The following is a 17,676-nucleotide window of genomic DNA, read 5'->3' as shown; positions in this document are numbered from 1 at the left end:
CGCTGGCGCGCCGCGCCGCTCTTTGGGAGTTTTATATGAGCGACTTTTCCCGCTGGCGCGCCGTCGCCGCCGCGATTTTTCTGAGCCTGGGTCTTGCAGGCTGCGGCTACAATACGATTCCAACGCTCGAAGAAAACGCCAAGGCGAAGTGGTCGGACGTGCAGTCGCAATATCAGCGCCGCGCCGATCTCATTCCCAATCTGGTCGAGACCGTGAAGGGCTACGCCAGGCAGGAGAAGGACGTGCTCACCTCCGTGGTCGAGGCCCGCGCCAAGGCGACGTCCGTCAAGGTTGACGCGGGTTCGCTGACCGATCCTGAAAAGATGAAGCAGTTCCAGGAGGCGCAAAATCAACTGACCGGCGCGCTCGGCCGGCTGATCGCGGTGAGCGAAGCCTATCCGGATCTGAAATCGAACCAGAACTTCCTCGCCCTGCAGTCGCAGCTCGAAGGCACCGAGAACCGCATCAATGTCGCGCGGCGCGACTACATCGACGCGGTGCGGGAATTCAACACGTCGCTGCGCACCTTCCCGACGCTCCTCTGGGCGAAGACCTTCTTCGCCGGCACGAAGCCGATGGCGGAATTTTCCGCGGCCGGCGCGGCGCAATCGCCGCCGGAAGTGAAGTTCTAAATGATGAGCGCCGACGCGCCGACAGAAGAGCTGATCGCGCGGGAGGCGATGTGGGCGCATATGCGCCGCGAAGCCGAGGAGGCGCTGCGTCTCGACCCGTCGCTGACGCCGCTGATGCTCGGCGCGATCCTCAATCGCGCGTCGCTTGAAGAGGCGGTGGTCCATCGCATCGCCATAAGACTTGGCGCGTCAGCCGTGGACGCCGACACGATCGCCGACGCCTTCCTGCAGGCGGTGCGCGACGACGCGGCGATCGCTACGGCCTTCCGCGCCGATCTCGCCGCCTATGTCGAGCGTGATCCCGCCTGCGGGCGGATGATCGAACCGCTGCTCTATTTCAAGGGCTTTCACGCGATCCAGTCGGCGCGGCTGGCGCATGCGCTGTGGCGCGCGCGGCGCCACGACTTCGCTTTCTATATCCAAAGCCGCGCCTCCGACGCGCTCGCCGCGGACATTCATCCGGCCGCGCGCTTTGGCAAAGGCCTGTTCCTCGATCATGGCGCCGGTTTCGTCGTCGGCGAGACGGCGGTCGTCGACGACGACGTCTCGATTCTGCATAACGTGACGCTGGGCGGCACGGGCAAGGTCGCGGGCGACCGTCATCCGAAGGTCGGGCGCGGCGTCATGATCGGCGCGGGCGCCAAAATTCTCGGCAATATCGAGATCGGCGCCTGTTCGCGGATCGCCGCGGGCTCGGTGGTGCTGCAGTCGGTTCCGCCGAATTCCATCGTCGCCGGCGTTCCGGCGAAGGTGGTCGGGACCGAATCGCGTATGGAGCCGGCGCGCGACATGGACCAGATCCTCCGCGGCCTCGCCTATGATTCTTTCGATTACGTCATCTGACCCGCGCCGCCGCGTCCGCTGAGGGCCGGGGCGATTGAGGGTTGCGCAGGGCCACGGTTCTCCTGCTATGTGTCGCCGGGCGGCGGCGCCGTTCCCAAGGGCCGGCGCAGGGCGCCGGCGGCCGGGGCAGGGGGATCAATGCTCGAGATTGCGGTCCAGATGGACCCCTTGGAACGCATTAATTTTGCTGGGGATTCGACCTTTGCGCTGATGCTGGAGGCAAAGCGCAGGGGCCATCGCCTATGGTTCTACACGCCGGATCAACTGTCGCTTGAAGGCGACCGGCTGACGGCGCGCGCGCATCGTATCGACGTTTTCGACGATCCTTCCCGCTATTACACGCTTGGCGAGGCCACCGATCTTGAACTCGGCGCCATGGACGTGGTGCTGCTGCGTCAGGACCCGCCGTTCGATCTCGCCTATATTACCTCCACGCATTTTCTGGAGCGGCTCGCGCCGAGGACTCTCGTCGTCAACGACCCCGCGCATGTGCGCAACGCGCCGGAAAAAATCTTCGTGATGGAGTTCGCCGACCTGATGCCGCCGACGCTGATCACGCGCGACCGCGCGGCGATGGAGCGCTTTCGCGCCAAGCATGGCGAGATCGTCATGAAGCCGCTCTACGGCCATGGCGGCGCCGCGGTGTTCAAGGTCGCGCCACGCGATCCGAACTTCGGTTCGCTGTTCGACATGTTCGCGACGACGTTCCGCGAACCCTGGGTCGTGCAGCGATTCCTGCCGGAGATCGTGAAGGGCGACAAGCGTATTCTTCTCATTGACGGCGAGGCGATGGGCGCGATCAACCGCATTCCCGCCGATGACGACATCCGGTCTAATCTGGTTCGCGGCGGGGCGCCGGCGGCTTCCGAGCTCAATGCGCGTGAAAGAGAGATCTGCGCGAGGCTCGGGCCGGAGCTGAAACGGCGCGGATTGGTTTTCGTCGGCATCGACGTGATCGATGGCTGGCTTACCGAGATCAATGTGACCTCGCCGACGGGGCTCCGCGCGCTAAAACGCATCGGCGGGCCGGATCTCGCGCCGCCGCTCTTCGACGCCATCGAGGCGCGTCTGCGGGCCCTGCGCGCATCGGGCCGATCGCCGGAATTGACTCCATGAACCAAGTGGCGCCGCTCAGCGTTTTCGCCGGCCTTGATCCCAACGAGCAGTTTCGCGGTCTGCGGCAGGCGCTCGCGCCGGCCATCGCGGCGATCTGCAAGAGGGAGCGCGGCCATGCGCGACGCACGGCGATCGTCGAATTGTTTCGCTCGGCTTTGGCGGAAGGACGCGAGATTGCGCGCGTGCGGCTTGAGGCGCGCGGCTCGGGACTGGCGTGCGCGAGATTGATTTCAGGGCTCGAAGACGAGCTGATCGGCGCCATCTATGACTATGTCGTGCGCTATGTTTACGTCGTCGACAATCCGACGTTTGCCGAGCGTCTCGCCATAATCGCGGTTGGCGGCTATGGACGCGGGACGCTGGCGCCGGGCTCCGACATCGATCTGCTGTTTCTCGTCCCTTACAAACAGACTCCGTGGGGCGAAAGCGTCATCGAGGCGATCCTGTATATTCTCTGGGATCTACGTCAGAAGGTCGGCCATGCCACGCGCTCCGTCGCCGAGTGCATGCGCCAGGCCCGCGCCGACATGACCATTCGAACAACGCTTCTCGAAGCGCGTTTCATTCTCGGCAACGCCGAGCTGTTCAGCGAGTTCCGCGAGAGCTTCGATCGCGAGATCGCCCGTTCGGATGCGCGCGAATTCGTCTCCGCCAAGCTCGCCGAACGCGACGCGCGGGTGATGCGCGCCGGCGCCTCTCGCTATCTCGTCGAGCCCAATGTGAAGGAAGGCAAAGGCGGCCTGCGCGATCTCAATACGCTGTTCTGGATCGCCAAATATGTCTATCGCGTGCGTGAGGCGAAGGAACTCGTCGCCGCAGGCCTCTTCACCGCGGCGGAGCTCAGTCTGTTCGAGCGCTGCGAGGAGTTTTTGTGGCGCGTGCGCTGTCATCTGCATTTCGCGACGGGACGCGCCGAAGAACGGCTGGCTTTCGACGTGCAAACGACGATCGCCAAGCGTCTCGGCTATCACGACCGTAGCGGACTGTCGCCGGTCGAGCGCTTCATGAAGCACTATTTTCTCGTCGCCAAAGAAGTCGGCGATCTCACCGCGATCGTCTGCGCGGCGCTTGAAGAAAAGCAGGCGAAGCCGCGCGCCATCTTCGAGCGGTTTCTGCAGCCGTTTCGGCGCCGGCGCAGCCGCGCCCCGCAAGGCGACTTCATCGTCGATCACGACCGCATCAGCATCGTCGACGCCGATGTGTTCACGCGCGATCCCGTCAACATTATCCGGCTTTTCTGGATGGCCGATCATCACGGCCTGCCGCTGCATCCCGACGCTCTGCGCGCGGTGACTCTGTCGCTGCGCCTGATCGACGCCAATCTGCGCGCCAGCAAGGAAGCCAATCGGCTGTTTCTCGAAATCCTGCTCTCGCGTAACATGACCGAGATTACGTTGCGCCGGATGAATGAGACCGGCGTGCTTGGGCGTTTCATTCCGGATTTCGGCAAAGTCGTCGCGATGATGCAATTCAATATGTATCATCACTACACCGTCGACGAGCATCTGCTGCGCGCGGTCGGCGGACTGTCCGATCTCGAAGCCGGGCGCATGCCGGAGCATCAGCAGCTCGTTGACGAAATCCTGCCGACGATCGTCAACCGCAAGGTGCTTTATCTGGGCCTGTTCCTGCACGACATCGCCAAGGGCCGAAAGGAGGATCACTCCCGCGCCGGCATGGAGGTGGCGCGCAGCCTGTGTCCGCGTCTGGGCTTCACCCCCGGCGAGACCGAGTCCGTGGCCTGGCTCGTCGAGCATCATCTCACCATGTCGAGTTTCGCGCAGAGCCGCGATCTCTCCGACCGCGTCACGATCGAGAATTTCGCCGCCATCGTTCAAACGATGGAGCGGCTGAAGATGCTGTTCGTTCTCACCGTCTGCGACATCAACGCGGTCGGGCCCGGCGTGCTCGACGCCTGGAAGGCGCAGCTGCTGCGCGTGCTCTATTGGGAAACCGAGGTTGTGCTCGGCGGCGGCCATTCGGCGGTCGATCGCAAGAGTCGCGTCGCCGCCGCGAAAGCCGAGCTGCGCGCGGCGCTTCCGGAGTGGAGCGACGAGGCGTTCGACGCCTACGCCAAGCGTCACTATCCGGCCTACTGGCTCAAGGTCGACGTCGCCCGCAAGCTGCGTCACGCGGAGCTGCTTCGCCAGATGAACGGCGCATCGGCGCCGCTCGCAACCGCGGTCGAACTCGACAGGACGCGCGGCGCCGTGGAGCTGACCGTCGTCGCGCCCGACAATCCGCGTCTGCTGTCGATCATCGCCGGCGGCTGCGCGGCCGGCGGCGCCAATATCGTCGACGCGCATATTTTCACCACCGCGGATGGTCTCGCGCTCGACACGATCTTCTTCTCGCGCGCCTTCGATTTTGACGAAGACGAAATGCGTCGCGCTGGGCGCATCGCCGGCCTCATCGCCAGGGCGCTGCGCGGCGAGGTCGTCGTGTCCGATGAGCTGCGGGCGCGCGCCAAAGCGCATCTGCCGACCGACGCCTTCTCGGTCGCGCCTGAGGTCGTCGTCGATAACAGCCTGTCGAACGTCTATACGGTGATCGAGGTCTCGGGACTTGATCGCGAGGGCCTGCTGTTCGAGCTCACCAACGCGATCTCGCGGCTCAATCTCAATATCGCCTCGGCGCATATCGTCACCTTTGGCGAACGCGCCGTCGACGCCTTCTATGTCACGGATCTGACGGGGGCGAAGATCGCTTCCCCGCAGCGACAGGCGGCGATCAAGCGCCAGCTCCTGGACGTGTTTCGCGCTCCTGGCGCGCGCGGGGCCAAAACGCCGGCCGCCGCCGCGACTTGATTTTGACGTTTCGCGCGCAGATATCGAAGCCTTTACGAAGAATGATGGTGACAGCATGAGCGATCCAACGAATACGGACAAAAAGGCTGACTCGACCGAAAATCGGGGGGGCGCAGAGCCTTCGTCCTTGTCGCAGCCGTCGGCCGAATCCGACATTGCGCAGCCGGAGCCGTTCACTGAACTCGAAAATTTATATGCGGAAAATGCGGGCTTAAAGGACAAGCTCCTGCGCGCGCTCGCCGAAGTCGAGAATGTGCGCCGTCGCGCCGAGCGCGAGATCGCCGACGCGAAGACTTATGGCGTGGCGAATTTCGCGCGGGAGATGCTGTCGTTCGCCGATAATCTGCGCCGCGCGATCGAGAGTGTGCCCGAGGAGGCGCGCGCCGAGCCGGCGGTTGCGTCGCTGCTTGAGGGGGTCGACGTGATGGAGCGCGATTTCCTCGCGCGGCTCGCGCGCTTCGGCGTCAGGAAGATCGACGCCAAAGGCGCGCGCTTTGATCCGAATCAGCATGAAGCGCTGTTCGAAATTCCCGACGAGACGCAACCCGCGGGCACGGTGGCTCAGGTCGTTGAGCAAGGCTACATGATCGGCGAACGCGTGTTGCGCCCCGCAAAAGTCGGCGTGGCGCGCGGCGGATCTAAGCCGTCCTGACCGATCGAGGATGCGCATGGACGAGCGAGCGACCGCGACAAAGCCTAAGGAAGCCGGGGTCGTCGCAGCGGCGGTCTATCACGGCGGACGTAAGATCGCCGATATCGAGATCGACGAGGCCGGAGAGTGGACCAAGCGCGAAGGCTATGTCGTCTGGATCGGACTCCACGAGCCGTCACAAAAGCTGCTGGAGCGCGTCGGCGAACAGTTCGCGTTGCATCATCTCGCGATCGAGGACGCATTCAAGGCGCATCAGTTTCCCAAGCTCGAAGAATATGAAGACAGCGTTTTCATCGTCGCGCGCACCGCGCAGATGGTCGACGGCCACATCGCCTTCGGCGAGACGCATATTTTTATTGGCGCCGGCTATGTCGTGAGCGTGCGCCATGGCGCATCGAGCTCCTATGCGCATGTGCGAGAACGCTGCGAGGCGCGCGCGGAACGCCTCACGGAGGGCGAAGATTTTATCGTCTACGCCATTCTCGATTTCATCGTCGACAACTACTTTCCGGTGCTCGACGCGATCAACGATCAGGTCGAGGACATCGAGGATCATGTTCTCGCAACGACGATGGGCAAGCCGGAAATCGAGCAGCTCTATAGTTTGCGGCGTGACCTCTTGCATCTGCGCAACGCCGTTACGCCGCTATCGGACGTCTGTCGTCGCTTGGAGCGCAGCGACATCGTCGCCATCGACCGGGAAATGCGGCCGCATTTTCGCGACGTTCGCGACCATCTGCGCCGCGTCCAGGAACGCATCGACACGATGCGGGAGACGCTCGCCTTCGCTTTCGAGTCGAGCCTGATGAACGCGCAGATCCAGCAAACTGACATTTCGCGCCGGCTCGCCGCCTGGGCCGCGATTCTGGCGGTGCCCACCGCCATCGCCGGCATCTACGGCATGAACTTCCGTCACATGCCCGAACTCGACTGGAAGTATGGCTATTACGTGGTCCTCGGCATGACGGTGTCGATCTGCGGCTATCTGTACTATCGGCTGCGCCGCGCCGGCTGGCTGTGAGCGCCGCGCGCCATCACGGGGCAGGCGTGTCAGCAATGCTCTCACGCCGCGCGTGTCTCAGGCGCAGTCGCCTGCGACCGTTTCCGTGGGCCTAGCGCCTTACGAAAGTTTCATCCCGCCGCCATTGGCCGGCAAAGCGGCGATCTCCATGTTCCATCTTGCGGCGACGTTGCGCTTCTCCTCCACGCGGCGTCGTTCAAGATGGAGATTTTCGAAAAATGCCTATCGCAAACAATCCTCGCGCCCGCGCCGCAGAAGCGCCGCGCCGCGCGTCCCGTCTGGCGCTGATGGGCGCTGCGGCAGCGTTCGCGCTTAGCGCTGCGATCGGTCCGGCGCCGCTGACGCCGGCTTACGCCGAAGCGCCGCTTTCAGGATCTGTCACCGCCGCCGGACCCGCCTCCTTTGCGGACGTCGTCGAGCGCGTCAAGCCCGCCGTCGTCGCCATCAAGGTCAAGGCTGTCGATGATCAGCACGGCGGCGGCATCTTCGAGATGCCGGACGTGTCGCCCGACGACCCGATGTATCGCTTTTTCAAGCGCTTCGGAGAAGGTCAAGGGGGCCGTCCGCAGAAGCACATGACAATGTCGCAGGGCTCTGGCTTCATCATCAGCCCAGACGGCTATGTCGTCACCAATAACCACGTTGTGGATCACGCCAGCGAAGTCGACGTTGCGCTCGACGACGGAAGAACGCTGCCCGCCAAGGTTATCGGCGCGGATAAGCGCACCGATCTGGCGCTGCTCAAGATCAGCGACGGCGCCAAGCTGCCCTATGTCGACTGGGGCTCCGCGGCGCCGCGGGTCGGCGACTGGGTGATCGCGGTCGGAAACCCCTTCGGTCTTGGAGGCTCAGTCACCGCCGGCATCGTTTCGGCGCGCGGGCGCGACATCGGCGCCGGCCCTTACGACGACTTCCTGCAGATCGACGCGCCGGTCAATCGCGGCAATTCCGGCGGTCCGGCGTTCGATTCGCGCGGCAATGTGATCGGCGTCAATACGGCGATCTATTCGCCTTCGGGAGGTTCGATCGGCATCGGCTTCGCCATTCCGGCCGAGGTCGCCAAGGACGTCGTCGCGGCGCTCAAGGAAAAAGGCTCCGTGTCGCGTGGCTGGATCGGCGTCAAGATTCAGAACGTTACGCCGGAAATCGCCGACAGCATGGGGCTGAAGTCCGCGAAAGGCGCGCTGATCGCGCAGCCGCAGCGGGGCGCTCCGGCGGAAGAGGCCGGCCTGAAGTCTGGCGACGTCATCGTCGCCGTCAATGGCGACAAGATCGACACGTCGCGCGATCTCGCGCGCCGCATCGCGGCTCTCGGCCCTGGCAAGACGGTGGACATCACTTATCTGCGCTCGGGCGCCGAAAGGACGGTGAAGCTGAAACTCGGCGTTCTTCCCGACGAGCGGGAAGCGCGCGCTGACGATGAAGGCTTCTCGGAGCGGGGACCGGAACTGTCCGGCCTTGGGCTCGAGGTCGCCCCGGCGGCCGAGGTCCGAGGCGCAGGCCGGGAAGGGCTGTTCGTGACGGATATCGATCCCTCCGGCGCCGCCGCGCAAAAAGGATTGCGCAGGGGCGACGTGATTATCGAGGCCGCGGGGCAGCCGGTGAGTTCCCGTGGCGAGCTCGCCTCCGCAATCGAGGCGGCTCGCAAGGAGGGACGGCGCTCGGTGCTGCTGCGTGTGAAATCTGCGGACGGCGCGAAGTTCATCGCCGTTCCGGTGAAAGGCGGCGCCGGCTAAGGCCGTTTAAGGAACTTCTTGCGTTGAGGCCGTCGTCACTGCACCCGCCCGCAGCCGGTCTCCGCAACGAAGAGCGTCGGGCAGAGCCAGTCCCCTCCTGGCGCCCGATCGCGGGGCAGGCTGGCGCGCAATGCGCCGGCCTGCCGTTTTTTTGCAATCTCAGCTATAGTGAAACATGCGCATTCTGATCATTGAAGACGACAGCGAAGCGAGCGAATACCTCGTCAAGGCGTTCCGCGAACAAGGCCATGTCGCTGAACACGCCGCCGATGGGCTCGCGGGCTATGGACGCGCCAGCGAAGGCGATTACGACGTGCTGATCGTCGACAGGATGCTGCCCAAGATGGACGGGCTGTCGCTGATCTCGGGCTTGCGCGAGCAAGGCGTTCAAACGCCGACGCTCATTCTCTCCGCGCTCGGCCAGGTCGACGACCGCGTGAAGGGTCTTCGCGCCGGCGGCGACGACTATCTGCCAAAGCCCTACGCCTTTTCGGAGCTGCTGGCGCGGGTCGAGGCGCTGGCGCGACGCCGCGTCGGGCCCAAGGGCGAAGAAACCCAGTATCGCGTCGGCGATCTGGAGCTCGATCGGTTGTCGCATAAGGTGACGGTCGGCGGCCAGGAGGTGGTGCTTCAGCCGCGCGAGTTCCGGCTGCTGGAATATCTGATGAAACATGCCGGTCAGGTGGTGACCCGCACCATGCTGCTCGAAAACGTCTGGGATTATCATTTCGATCCGCAGACCAATGTCATCGACGTGCATATTTCCCGTTTACGCTCCAAGATCGACAAAGGTCGCGAGAACCCGCTTCTGCACACCATCCGCGGGGCTGGGTATATGATCCGTGACGGCGCTCGGTAAGCTTTTCCGCACGACAGCGTTCAAACTGTCGATCGCCTATCTCGTGCTGTTCTCGATTGGCGCGGGCCTCGTGCTCGCGCGCGTCGGCGCACGCGTCAAGGAAGTTCTCGACGAACAGATCGAGCAGACCGTCGACGCCGAAATACGGGCGCTGTCCGAACAATATGCGCAGGGCGGGCTGCGCCAGCTCGCCAATGCGGTGGAGCGCCGTGTGCGCGCGCCCGGCGGCTCGCTCTATCTCCTCTCGAGTCATTCCGGAGACGTCATCGTCGGCAATATCGAGCCGCCGAATTTCACGCCGTCGGGCGGCACGGAACTCGTCGAGACGACCTATGAGCGACGCGGCGAGCCGGGCGTCAAACATCCGGCCTTGCTGCGGCTGTTCCTGCTTCCCGGCGGTTTTCGCCTGCTTATCGGCCATGACATCGAAGATCATGAAGTGCTTCGCGGCATATTGCGCCGCGCGCTCGGCGTGTCGCTATTCTGGCTCGCGCTCGTCGGCGCGCTAGGCGGCTTGTTCGTTTCGTATCGCATGCTGGAGCGCGTCGACGTGATGTCGGGCTCGGCGCGCCGCATCATGGCGGGCGATATGCACGAGCGACTCGCCATCTCGGGCGCCGGCGACGAACTCGATCGCCTGGCGGAAAACTTCAACGCCATGCTCGAGCGCATCAGCGAGCTGATGGCCGGCTTGCGCGAAGTTTCCGATAATATCGCGCATGACCTCAAGACGCCGTTGACCCGTTTGCGCAACCGCGCCGAGGCGGCGCTACGCGCAGACGCCGAGGACAGCGAGCATCGTGCGGCGCTGGCCGCCGTGATCGAAGAATCCGACAACCTTATCCGCGTGTTCAACGCGCTATTGATGATCGCGCGCGCCGAGGCCGGCTATTCAAGCGACAATATGGCGAACTTCGACGCTGACGCCGTCGTGCGCGACATCGCCGAGATGTATGAGCCCGTCGCCGAAGAGCAGGGCGTCCGCCTCGATGTCGCGGCGCAGGACGGACTTGCGGTCACCGGCAGCCGCGAATTGCTCGGGCAGGCGCTCGTGAATCTCGTCGACAACGCGCTGAAATATGGCGGGACAGGCGATGAGCCGCGCATCGCCATCGAGGCGCGGCGCGTCGGCGATCGTGTGGAAATTGTCGTCGCGGATCGCGGACCCGGCATTGCGCCATCGGATCGCGAGCGCGTGGTGGGACGTTTCGTGCGGCTTGAGAATTCCCGTTCGCGGCCGGGTTCAGGTCTCGGCTTGTCGCTCGCGGCGGCGGTTGCGCGGATGCATCACGGCGCGTTGCGGATAGAAGACAATGCGCCTGGATTGCGCGTGGCGCTGTCGCTGCCTGCAATGCGTACAACGGTCGGCCCGACGGCGCGGATGGAGCGCGCATAAGGCGCAATCTTCGTGGTCCCGCCCGCTTCGACGGCGCGCGCCTTCAATGGGGTCACCGTCGCCGAGGCCGCCGGCAAGCGCATCATGACGACCGTGCCTTCTCCAAGACGGGAGCGGACGCGCAGCGCGCCGCCATGCAGCTCGATGAGGGCGCGGGCGATGGCGAGGCCGAGCCCGGATCCGCGCATGCCGTTTTCCATCAGATCGGCGCATTGTTCGAACGGCTTGCCGAGCTTGGGGATGGCGCGCGGGTCGATGCCGCGTCCCGAATCCTCGACATAGACGTCGATCGCGCCGCCGTGGGCTCGCGCGCGCACCCGCACCACGCGTCCGAATTCGCTGAATTTGACTGCGTTGGACAGAAAGATGCTCAGCGTCTTGACGATCGCCGCTTCGTCTCCGACGCAACGCAGGTTTTCGCGGGCGTCGGCGACAAGCTCGATGTTCTTTACTTCGGCGCGCCCGCGCCAGGCTCCGACGGCTTTGCGCAGCGCCTCCGCGACGTTGATCTCCCGTTCGGCAAGGCGGATGAGGCCCGCTTCGAGACGCGACATGTCGAGAATGTCGGACAGCACTTCGTTGAGGTAATTGCCGCCCTGGCGTATGCCGCAGCAATATTCGAGATATTTTGGCGAACCGAGCGCGCCGAAAGGCTCCGCCTCCATCATTTCCGAAAAGCCGATGATGGCGTTGAGCGGCGTGCGCAACTCATGGCTCATATTGGCGAGGAATTCCGATTTCGCCACATAGGCGGCTTCCGCCTCGGCCTTTTGGTGATGATACTGCTCGGCGAGAATCGCGAGCTGCTGCGCCTGCATCTCCAGCGTCTGTCGCGAGCGGGTCAGATCGGCGACGCTCGCGGTGAGGCGGCGCTCCGATTCACGCAGTTTCTCCTCGTTGCGCTTGAGCGCCGTAATATCGGCGCCCACGGAAACATAGCCGCCATCCTTGGTGCGGCGCTCGTTGATCTGAAGCCAGCGCCCGTCGATGAGCTGCGCCTCGTAGGTGCGGGCGTCTGGCGAAGGTCCGTCGGGCGAGGCGACCTGGGTGCGGATCAGCGGCGCGATGGCGCAGCTCATGATCTGCCGATAGTTCGCTCCGGCGGATGCGGCTTCCAGCGAAAGGCCATGCAGTGAGAGAAATTTCGAATTGCAGGTCACGAGTCGGTTTTTGGAGTCCCACAGCACGAAGGCTTCGGAAATCGCGTCGATCGCGTCGCGCAGGCGCAAATTGGCCATCTCCGTTTGTTCGGCGAGCGCGCGTTGCTCCGAAACGTCGATTGCGATTCCAATAAGATGTTTGCCGGCTTCCCGACTATCTTCGACAATCTGCGCTCGCGCGCGCAGCCAGATCCATTCGCCCGTGGCGTTCTTCAGCCGAAACTCGTGATCGACGCTATTCGTCCGTGCGCTCGCGACCATGTCGGCCATCGTCTGGAAGTCGCCATCGTCGGGATGCAGCAGCGCGCTCAATTCGGCATAGGAGAGCGAACGCCGCTCGGCCGGCAGCCCCAACATTTCATACATGGAGTCTGACCAGTAGATCCGGCCGCGCGCAATGTCCCATTCCCAAAGGCCGCACCGGCCGCGCGAAAGCGCCGCCTCGAGGCGCCTGCGGATCAGCGTGTTGGCGCGTTCGACTTCCTGACGACGCCAACTCTGGCGGAAATAGGCGAGGACGATGACGAGCAGCAGCAGCGTGGTGCAGGCGAACAGCAGCGCATAGCGGGACGCGATCACGCGCCACTCGCCGAGCACATTGTCGACGGGATATATCATCGCCACCTGACCGAAGGGCGTCGGCAGCTTTCTGACGCTCACGAGGGCGGGAACGCCATCCGGCAAAGTGACCCGCAAGACGCCGGCGTTGTCGGCGAAGTCGACGAGCGCCTCTTCGGCGCCGATGGCTTGCGACAGCGTCAGGTCTTTCGATGGAATCGGCGGAAAGGCGGCGGCGACGCGGCCGTGCTCATCCGTCACCAGAACGCGTCGCCCTCGCGCGAGCGCGCCTTGCGGCACGAGCTGATCGAGCGGCGCGCCGAAGGGCTTTTGCGCGTCGGTCTTGATTTTATCGCGCAGGTCCTGCGACACGGCGCGCACGAAAAGGTCGAGATCGTCGACGGCCTGCTCGACCAGTCGATCCTGCATCGCGCTGGTCAGCGACACGACAAAGGCGGCGAGAGCGACGAGGCAAACCGCGCAGGCGGCGAACGCCAAAGGGCGCAGCCAGGAGAAGTCCTTCGGACGCTTTGCGCCGTTCTCATCGAACCGGTACGCTCCCCACACGGTATGGGCGTGAGTCTTCACGCGGGCAGCGGGAGCGCGCGCCATCGATAGCCTCCAAAATGAATATGATGCGAACGCGGCTTACGAGCGAATCACCTTCATTCGAATCTCTCGACGCGCGATTGTCCAGATCTTAACGCGACGTTAACGACTCTTTTTTGGGCGCCTCAGCCAAGCGCCTCAGCCAAGCGCCTCAGCCAAGCGCCTCAGCCAAGCGCCCGCGTGGCGATATCGCGCAGGTCCGCCGAGAGATTTTCCTGCGCGACGATATGCTTGAGCCGTGCTTCAATGAGGTCGCGGCGCCGCGACTCCATCGTGCGCCAGGACCGCAGCGCCGAGAGAAGCCGTGCGGACACCTGGGGATTCTTCGGATCGACTTCGAGAACCACGGCCGTCAGCAAATCATATCCTGACCCGTCGAGCGCATGAAAGCGCGTGAGATTGCCGTTCGCGAAGGCGCCGATCAACGCGCGTACGCGGTTGGGGTTGCTCATCGAAAATTCGCGATGCGTCATCAGGCCCAATACGCGCTGTGTGGTCGCCGCTTCCGGAATCATCGCCTGCAGCGAGAACCACTTGTCGATGACGAGCGCGTCACCGGCATATTGTGCGTAGAAACGGGCGAAGGCCTCCTCGCGCGCATGGCCGCCGAGAAGCGCCAATGTGGCGAGCGCGGCGAGCTTGTCGGTCATATTTCCTGCGGTTTCGAACTGCGCCGTAGCCAACGATCGCCCCTTTTCAGCGTCGCCTGCGGCCATGAGGTCGAGCGTCACGTTGCGCAAAGCGCGGCGTCCCGCGCTCGCGGCGTCGGGCGTAAAGGCGCCAGCGGCGGAAAAGCGCGCGTGGATCGCGTCGAGTTCTGAGCCGAGCGACCTGCCGATTTCCGCGCGCAACGCCATGCGGGCGTCGAAGAGCTGATCCGGGTCGACGTCGTTCGCCTTTTCGCGCGCAAGGTCGATGTCCGACGGCAGCGACAACGCCTGTGCGACCAATGCCGGATCGTCCTCGGCCTTGGCGAGCAGCAGTCGCAGCGCTGCGCAAAGTCCCCGGGCGTCCAATGCGCCGGTTTCAAGCCGACCGAAGATCGTTCGCAAGGCGAGGCTTTGCGACGCCTGCCAGCGATTGAACGAATCGTCGTCACAGGCGAGCAGACGTTCGAGATCCTCGCTGGCCGGCGCCGGCTCGAGGCGCACAGGCGCGGAAAAGCCGCGCAGCAGCGAGACCACGGGCCGCGAGGGAATCTCGCGGAAACGGATGACGCGCTCGGCGCGGTCGAGTTCGATCAAACCACGGGCAAGTTCAGTCGGCGCCGCGTCTTCGCTGACGAGATCGAGCTTTTGCCCGTTCTCGCCAAAGAGCGCCAGCGCCAGCGGGATCACGACTGGCTTCTTGTCGCTTTGACCCGGCGTTGGAGGTGTTTGCTGACTCAGCTTCAAGGCAAACGTCTGGGCGGCGGGATCGTAGTCGCTTGACGTCGTCACGACGGGCGTTCCTGCCTGACTGTACCAAAGCGCAAAATGCGTCAGGTCGCGGCCGGACGATGCGGCGAAGCAGGAGAGGAAATCTTCGATCGTCGCGGCCGTCCCGTCGAAGCGTTCGAAATAAAGATCCATGCCGCGGCGGAAGGTGTCTTCGCCGATCAGCGTCCGCAGCATTCGGATGATTTCAGCGCCTTTCTCATAAACGGTCGATGTGTAGAAATTGTTGATTTCCTGATAGACGTCCGGACGCACGGGATGCGCGAGCGGACCTGCGTCTTCGGGGAATTGCGCGAGGCGCAGGCCGCGCACGTCGCCGATGCGCTCCACCGCGCGCGAACGCATGTCAGCCGAAAATTCCTGGTCGCGGAAAACCGTCAGCCCTTCCTTGAGGCAAAGCTGGAACCAGTCGCGGCAGGTGATGCGATTGCCCGTCCAATTGTGGAAATATTCGTGCGCGATGACTCCTTCGATGCCGGCGTAATCGCCGTCGGTCGCGGTGTCGGGCGAGGCGAGCACATATTTGTCGTTGAAGATGTTGAGGCCCTTGTTCTCCATCGCGCCCATGTTGAAGTCGGAAACGGCGACGATGTTGAACACGTCGAGATCATATTCGCGGCCGAATTTCTCTTCGTCCCAGCGCATCGAGCGCTTCAGCGCGTCCATCGCATAGGCCGCGCGCGATTCCTTGCCATGTTCGACGTAAATGGCCAGTTCGACGACGCGGCCCGACATTGTCGTGAATTCGTCGCGCACAACGCCCAAATCGCCGCCGACGAGCGCGAACAGATAAGAAGGCTTTGGGAATGGATCGCGCCAGAGGGCATAGTGGCGATTGGATCCTGCAACATCGCCATGCTCGATCGGATTGCCGTTCGACAGCAGGATCGGCGCTTCGCTTTTCTCGGCTTCGATGCGCGTCGTATAGACGCTGAGCACGTCGGGTCGGTCTAGGAAATAGGTGATGCGGCGAAAACCTTCCGCCTCGCACTGCGTGCAATAGGCCGAGCCGGAGCGATAGAGCCCGGAAAGCTGCGTATTGCCGCTCGGATTGAGCTCCGTGTCGATGTTCAGCGTGAAAGGCGCGTCAGGAACATTGGCGAGAGTAAGGCGTTCCTGCGTCGCTTCATATTCGCCGGGCCCGAGCGTCCGGCCGTCGAGCTTCACGCCCAGCAGCATCAACTCGTCGCCGTCGAGCACGAGGGGCGCAGAAGAATCCCCCGCTGGATTGCGGCGCAGCGCCAGTCGCGCGGAGACGCGGGTCTTGGTCGGATGCAGGCTGAAATCAAGTTCGACAGAATCGATCGCGAAATCGGCAGGACGGTAATCGGCGAGCCGAATGGCGGCGGTCGAAGGATGACGCATATCTTCCTCAGGGCTAGGGTGACGGTTTCTTTGAAGATTATAGAACCCGCGCGCTCATTTGCGACGGTCGGAGCGGCCGAAAACACGGACGCGCAATCTATTTTTTTTGGAAAATCTCCGGCGAGCGGCCGAATTGCCTTGAGCCTGTCGCCGCATCCGGGCAAGATGAGCGCCATCGCGGCGCCGTAGGAATGCGGCGGCCGCTGTTGCGCGCGTCACTTCAGCGTGCGCCGCTTCGCCTCTGGAACGCGTCCCGCTGCCCTCGACAGCGGAAGGCAGGCGGACGGCCTGTAAAGCGAAGGTTCATGATCACTCACATGCGGCTGGCGCTTGCTCCTTTCTTTGGCCTTTGCATTCTCTCGGGCTTTTTCATTCTCGGCGGCGGCCTTCTGACCTTCAGCGCTCCAATAGCGCTAGGCGCCCCCGCCGAGACACAGAACCTGCAGCCGATCCTCGTCAAAATCAGCGAAGATCAGATGCGCGTCGCCGGCGTTGAGACTCAGCCCGTCGAGAAGGAGTCGGGCATGGGCGAACTCGTCGTGCCGGGCGTCGTCGCCGTGCCGCCACAACAGCTCCTCATCGTGGCCGCCCCCGCCGCGGGTCTCGTCGAGACTCTGCTCGTCGCAATCGACGAGGATGTCAAACAAGGTGCGCCGATCGCGACACTGAAGTCGTCGGAGCTCATCGAGGCCCAGCGCGCCTTCCTGCACGCTGTCTCGGAGGCGAATCTCGCGGCCGAGAAGCTGCGGCGCGACGAGCAGTTGTTCAAGGAGCACATCATCGCCGAGCGGCGATTGATCGTCACGCGCGCCGAGGCGACTCAGGCGCGTTCGGCGCTGGATGAGCGCGGGCAAATTCTGTCACTGGCCGGCATGACGGATAAGGAGATCGAGACGCTGAAGCGCGAGCGCAAGCTCGCAAGCTCGCTTGTCGTGCGCGCGCCGGTCGCCGGGACCGTGCTGCAGCGACACGGAACGACGGGCGAACGCGTGCAGGCGTCGGCGCCGCTCATCACCATTGCGCGGCTCGACCCCATTTGGGTCAATCTGCAGGTGCCCCTTGGCCGCGCCGCGGCCCTCGACAACGTCGACCGCGTGCATTTGCCATTGGCGGGCATTGACGGCAGACTCATTCGCATCGGCCGCACCGTGGACGCGGCGACGCAGTCGGTCACGGCCGTCGCCGAGTTTCGGACTGGATCGAGTCCGCTGCGCCCTGGCCAAGCGGTTCAGGCGATCCTGCGCCTTAAGGGCGGCGACGCTTCCCAGTGGCGTGTTTCCTCGGACGCTCTGGTGAACTTCAAAAATCACAATTGGGTGTTCGTGCGCTCGCCGGAAGGCTTTGTCGCGACCCCGGTGACGCTACTTTCCGAGACGCCGCAATCCGCGTCCGTCCAAGGCGCGCTTAAGGCAGGCGAGCGCGTTGCGACTCGCGGCCTGCTGACCTTGCTGGCGGAACTCGCCGAGGCCGAAAGGTGACGATACGC

13 protein-coding genes are annotated in these 17,676 nt (G+C 63.9%); 11 read left to right on the top strand and 2 right to left on the bottom strand.

Translation table 11 applies throughout. From position 1 onward, the window contains the following. Positions 1-35 precede the first annotated feature (35 nt). The 9 genes from HUN39_RS05780 (at position 36) to HUN39_RS05740 (ending at position 11,062) form a co-directional block, all read left to right on the top strand. Complete coding sequence (locus HUN39_RS05780; protein ID WP_018407545.1) at positions 36-632, top strand: LemA family protein; 597 nt, start codon at positions 36-38, stop codon at positions 630-632. A gap of 3 nt (positions 633-635) precedes the next feature. Continuing rightward, positions 636-1,475, top strand: coding sequence for a serine O-acetyltransferase (gene cysE / locus HUN39_RS05775; protein ID WP_175093732.1), 840 nt, complete (start codon positions 636-638; stop codon positions 1,473-1,475). 138 nt (positions 1,476-1,613) lie between these two features. After that, on the top strand, positions 1,614-2,591 hold the full coding sequence (gshB, locus tag HUN39_RS05770) for a glutathione synthase (RefSeq protein WP_175093523.1): 978 nt from the start codon (positions 1,614-1,616) through the stop codon (positions 2,589-2,591). Then, positions 2,588-5,398 carry a [protein-PII] uridylyltransferase gene (locus tag HUN39_RS05765; protein WP_175093522.1) on the top strand — a complete coding sequence of 937 codons (2,811 nt, stop codon included), beginning with the start codon at positions 2,588-2,590 and terminating at the stop codon, positions 5,396-5,398. Before gshB ends, HUN39_RS05765 begins: the two co-directional genes overlap by 4 nt. A 55-nt stretch (positions 5,399-5,453) precedes the next feature. After that, entirely contained in the window at positions 5,454-6,050 is a 597-nt protein-coding gene (grpE, locus tag HUN39_RS05760) for a nucleotide exchange factor GrpE (RefSeq protein WP_175093521.1), read from the top strand. 16 nt (positions 6,051-6,066) lie between these two features. Continuing rightward, on the top strand, positions 6,067-7,071 hold the full coding sequence (gene corA / locus HUN39_RS05755) for a magnesium/cobalt transporter CorA (protein ID WP_175093520.1): 1,005 nt from the start codon (positions 6,067-6,069) through the stop codon (positions 7,069-7,071). 218 nt (positions 7,072-7,289) lie between these two features. Beyond that, the gene (locus HUN39_RS05750) at positions 7,290-8,807 is read left to right on the top strand and encodes a Do family serine endopeptidase (RefSeq protein WP_408631391.1); all 1,518 of its coding nucleotides are present in this window, start codon (positions 7,290-7,292) and stop codon (positions 8,805-8,807) included. A gap of 175 nt (positions 8,808-8,982) precedes the next feature. Beyond that, positions 8,983-9,666, top strand: coding sequence for a response regulator transcription factor (locus HUN39_RS05745; protein WP_175093519.1), 684 nt, complete (start codon positions 8,983-8,985; stop codon positions 9,664-9,666). Continuing rightward, the gene (locus tag HUN39_RS05740) at positions 9,650-11,062 is read left to right on the top strand and encodes a sensor histidine kinase (RefSeq protein WP_175093518.1); all 1,413 of its coding nucleotides are present in this window, start codon (positions 9,650-9,652) and stop codon (positions 11,060-11,062) included. Before HUN39_RS05745 ends, HUN39_RS05740 begins: the two co-directional genes overlap by 17 nt. On the opposite strand, the gene HUN39_RS05735 is transcribed toward HUN39_RS05740, so the two are convergent. Beyond that, positions 10,954-13,392 carry a PAS domain-containing sensor histidine kinase gene (locus tag HUN39_RS05735; RefSeq protein ID WP_175093517.1) on the bottom strand — a complete coding sequence of 813 codons (2,439 nt, stop codon included), beginning with the start codon at positions 13,390-13,392 and terminating at the stop codon, positions 10,954-10,956. The genes HUN39_RS05740 and HUN39_RS05735 overlap by 109 nt on opposite strands. 161 nt (positions 13,393-13,553) lie before the next feature. Further along, on the bottom strand, positions 13,554-16,190 hold the full coding sequence (gene pepN, locus HUN39_RS05730; protein WP_175093516.1) for an aminopeptidase N: 2,637 nt from the start codon (positions 16,188-16,190) through the stop codon (positions 13,554-13,556). Here pepN and HUN39_RS05725 point away from each other — a divergent pair. Together HUN39_RS05725 and HUN39_RS05720 are read left to right on the top strand one after the other, a co-directional pair. After that, the gene (locus tag HUN39_RS05725; protein ID WP_175093515.1) at positions 16,182-16,379 is read left to right on the top strand and encodes a hypothetical protein; all 198 of its coding nucleotides are present in this window, start codon (positions 16,182-16,184) and stop codon (positions 16,377-16,379) included. The two genes, pepN and HUN39_RS05725, sit on opposite strands and share 9 nt — an antisense overlap. Before the next feature lie 116 nt (positions 16,380-16,495). Continuing rightward, on the top strand, positions 16,496-17,668 hold the full coding sequence (locus HUN39_RS05720) for an efflux RND transporter periplasmic adaptor subunit (protein WP_175093514.1): 1,173 nt from the start codon (positions 16,496-16,498) through the stop codon (positions 17,666-17,668). The last annotated feature ends 8 nt before the right edge of the window (positions 17,669-17,676 follow it).

The sequence above is a fragment of the Methylocystis silviterrae genome, assembly GCF_013350005.1.
Lineage (GTDB): Bacteria > Pseudomonadota > Alphaproteobacteria > Rhizobiales > Beijerinckiaceae > Methylocystis > Methylocystis silviterrae.
This window is presented reverse-complemented; position numbering and strand designations above follow the sequence as displayed.

What these genes read in the sequence shown, in the direction of transcription:
- HUN39_RS05780 (WP_018407545.1), top strand. Translation starts at nt 36, where the DNA reads ATGAGCGACTTTTCCCGCTGGCGCGCCGTCGCCGCCGCGATTTTTCTG.
- HUN39_RS05720 (WP_175093514.1), top strand. Translation starts at nt 16,496, where the DNA reads ATGATCACTCACATGCGGCTGGCGCTTGCTCCTTTCTTTGGCCTTTGC.
- corA (WP_175093520.1), top strand. Translation starts at nt 6,067, where the DNA reads ATGGACGAGCGAGCGACCGCGACAAAGCCTAAGGAAGCCGGGGTCGTC.
- cysE (WP_175093732.1), top strand. Translation starts at nt 636, where the DNA reads ATGAGCGCCGACGCGCCGACAGAAGAGCTGATCGCGCGGGAGGCGATG.
- HUN39_RS05735 (WP_175093517.1), bottom strand. Translation starts at nt 13,392, where the DNA reads ATGGCGCGCGCTCCCGCTGCCCGCGTGAAGACTCACGCCCATACCGTG.
- HUN39_RS05725 (WP_175093515.1), top strand. Translation starts at nt 16,182, where the DNA reads ATGACGCATATCTTCCTCAGGGCTAGGGTGACGGTTTCTTTGAAGATT.
- grpE (WP_175093521.1), top strand. Translation starts at nt 5,454, where the DNA reads ATGAGCGATCCAACGAATACGGACAAAAAGGCTGACTCGACCGAAAAT.
- HUN39_RS05750 (WP_408631391.1), top strand. Translation starts at nt 7,290, where the DNA reads ATGCCTATCGCAAACAATCCTCGCGCCCGCGCCGCAGAAGCGCCGCGC.
- HUN39_RS05745 (WP_175093519.1), top strand. Translation starts at nt 8,983, where the DNA reads ATGCGCATTCTGATCATTGAAGACGACAGCGAAGCGAGCGAATACCTC.
- pepN (WP_175093516.1), bottom strand. Translation starts at nt 16,190, where the DNA reads ATGCGTCATCCTTCGACCGCCGCCATTCGGCTCGCCGATTACCGTCCT.
- gshB (WP_175093523.1), top strand. Translation starts at nt 1,614, where the DNA reads ATGCTCGAGATTGCGGTCCAGATGGACCCCTTGGAACGCATTAATTTT.
- HUN39_RS05765 (WP_175093522.1), top strand. Translation starts at nt 2,588, where the DNA reads ATGAACCAAGTGGCGCCGCTCAGCGTTTTCGCCGGCCTTGATCCCAAC.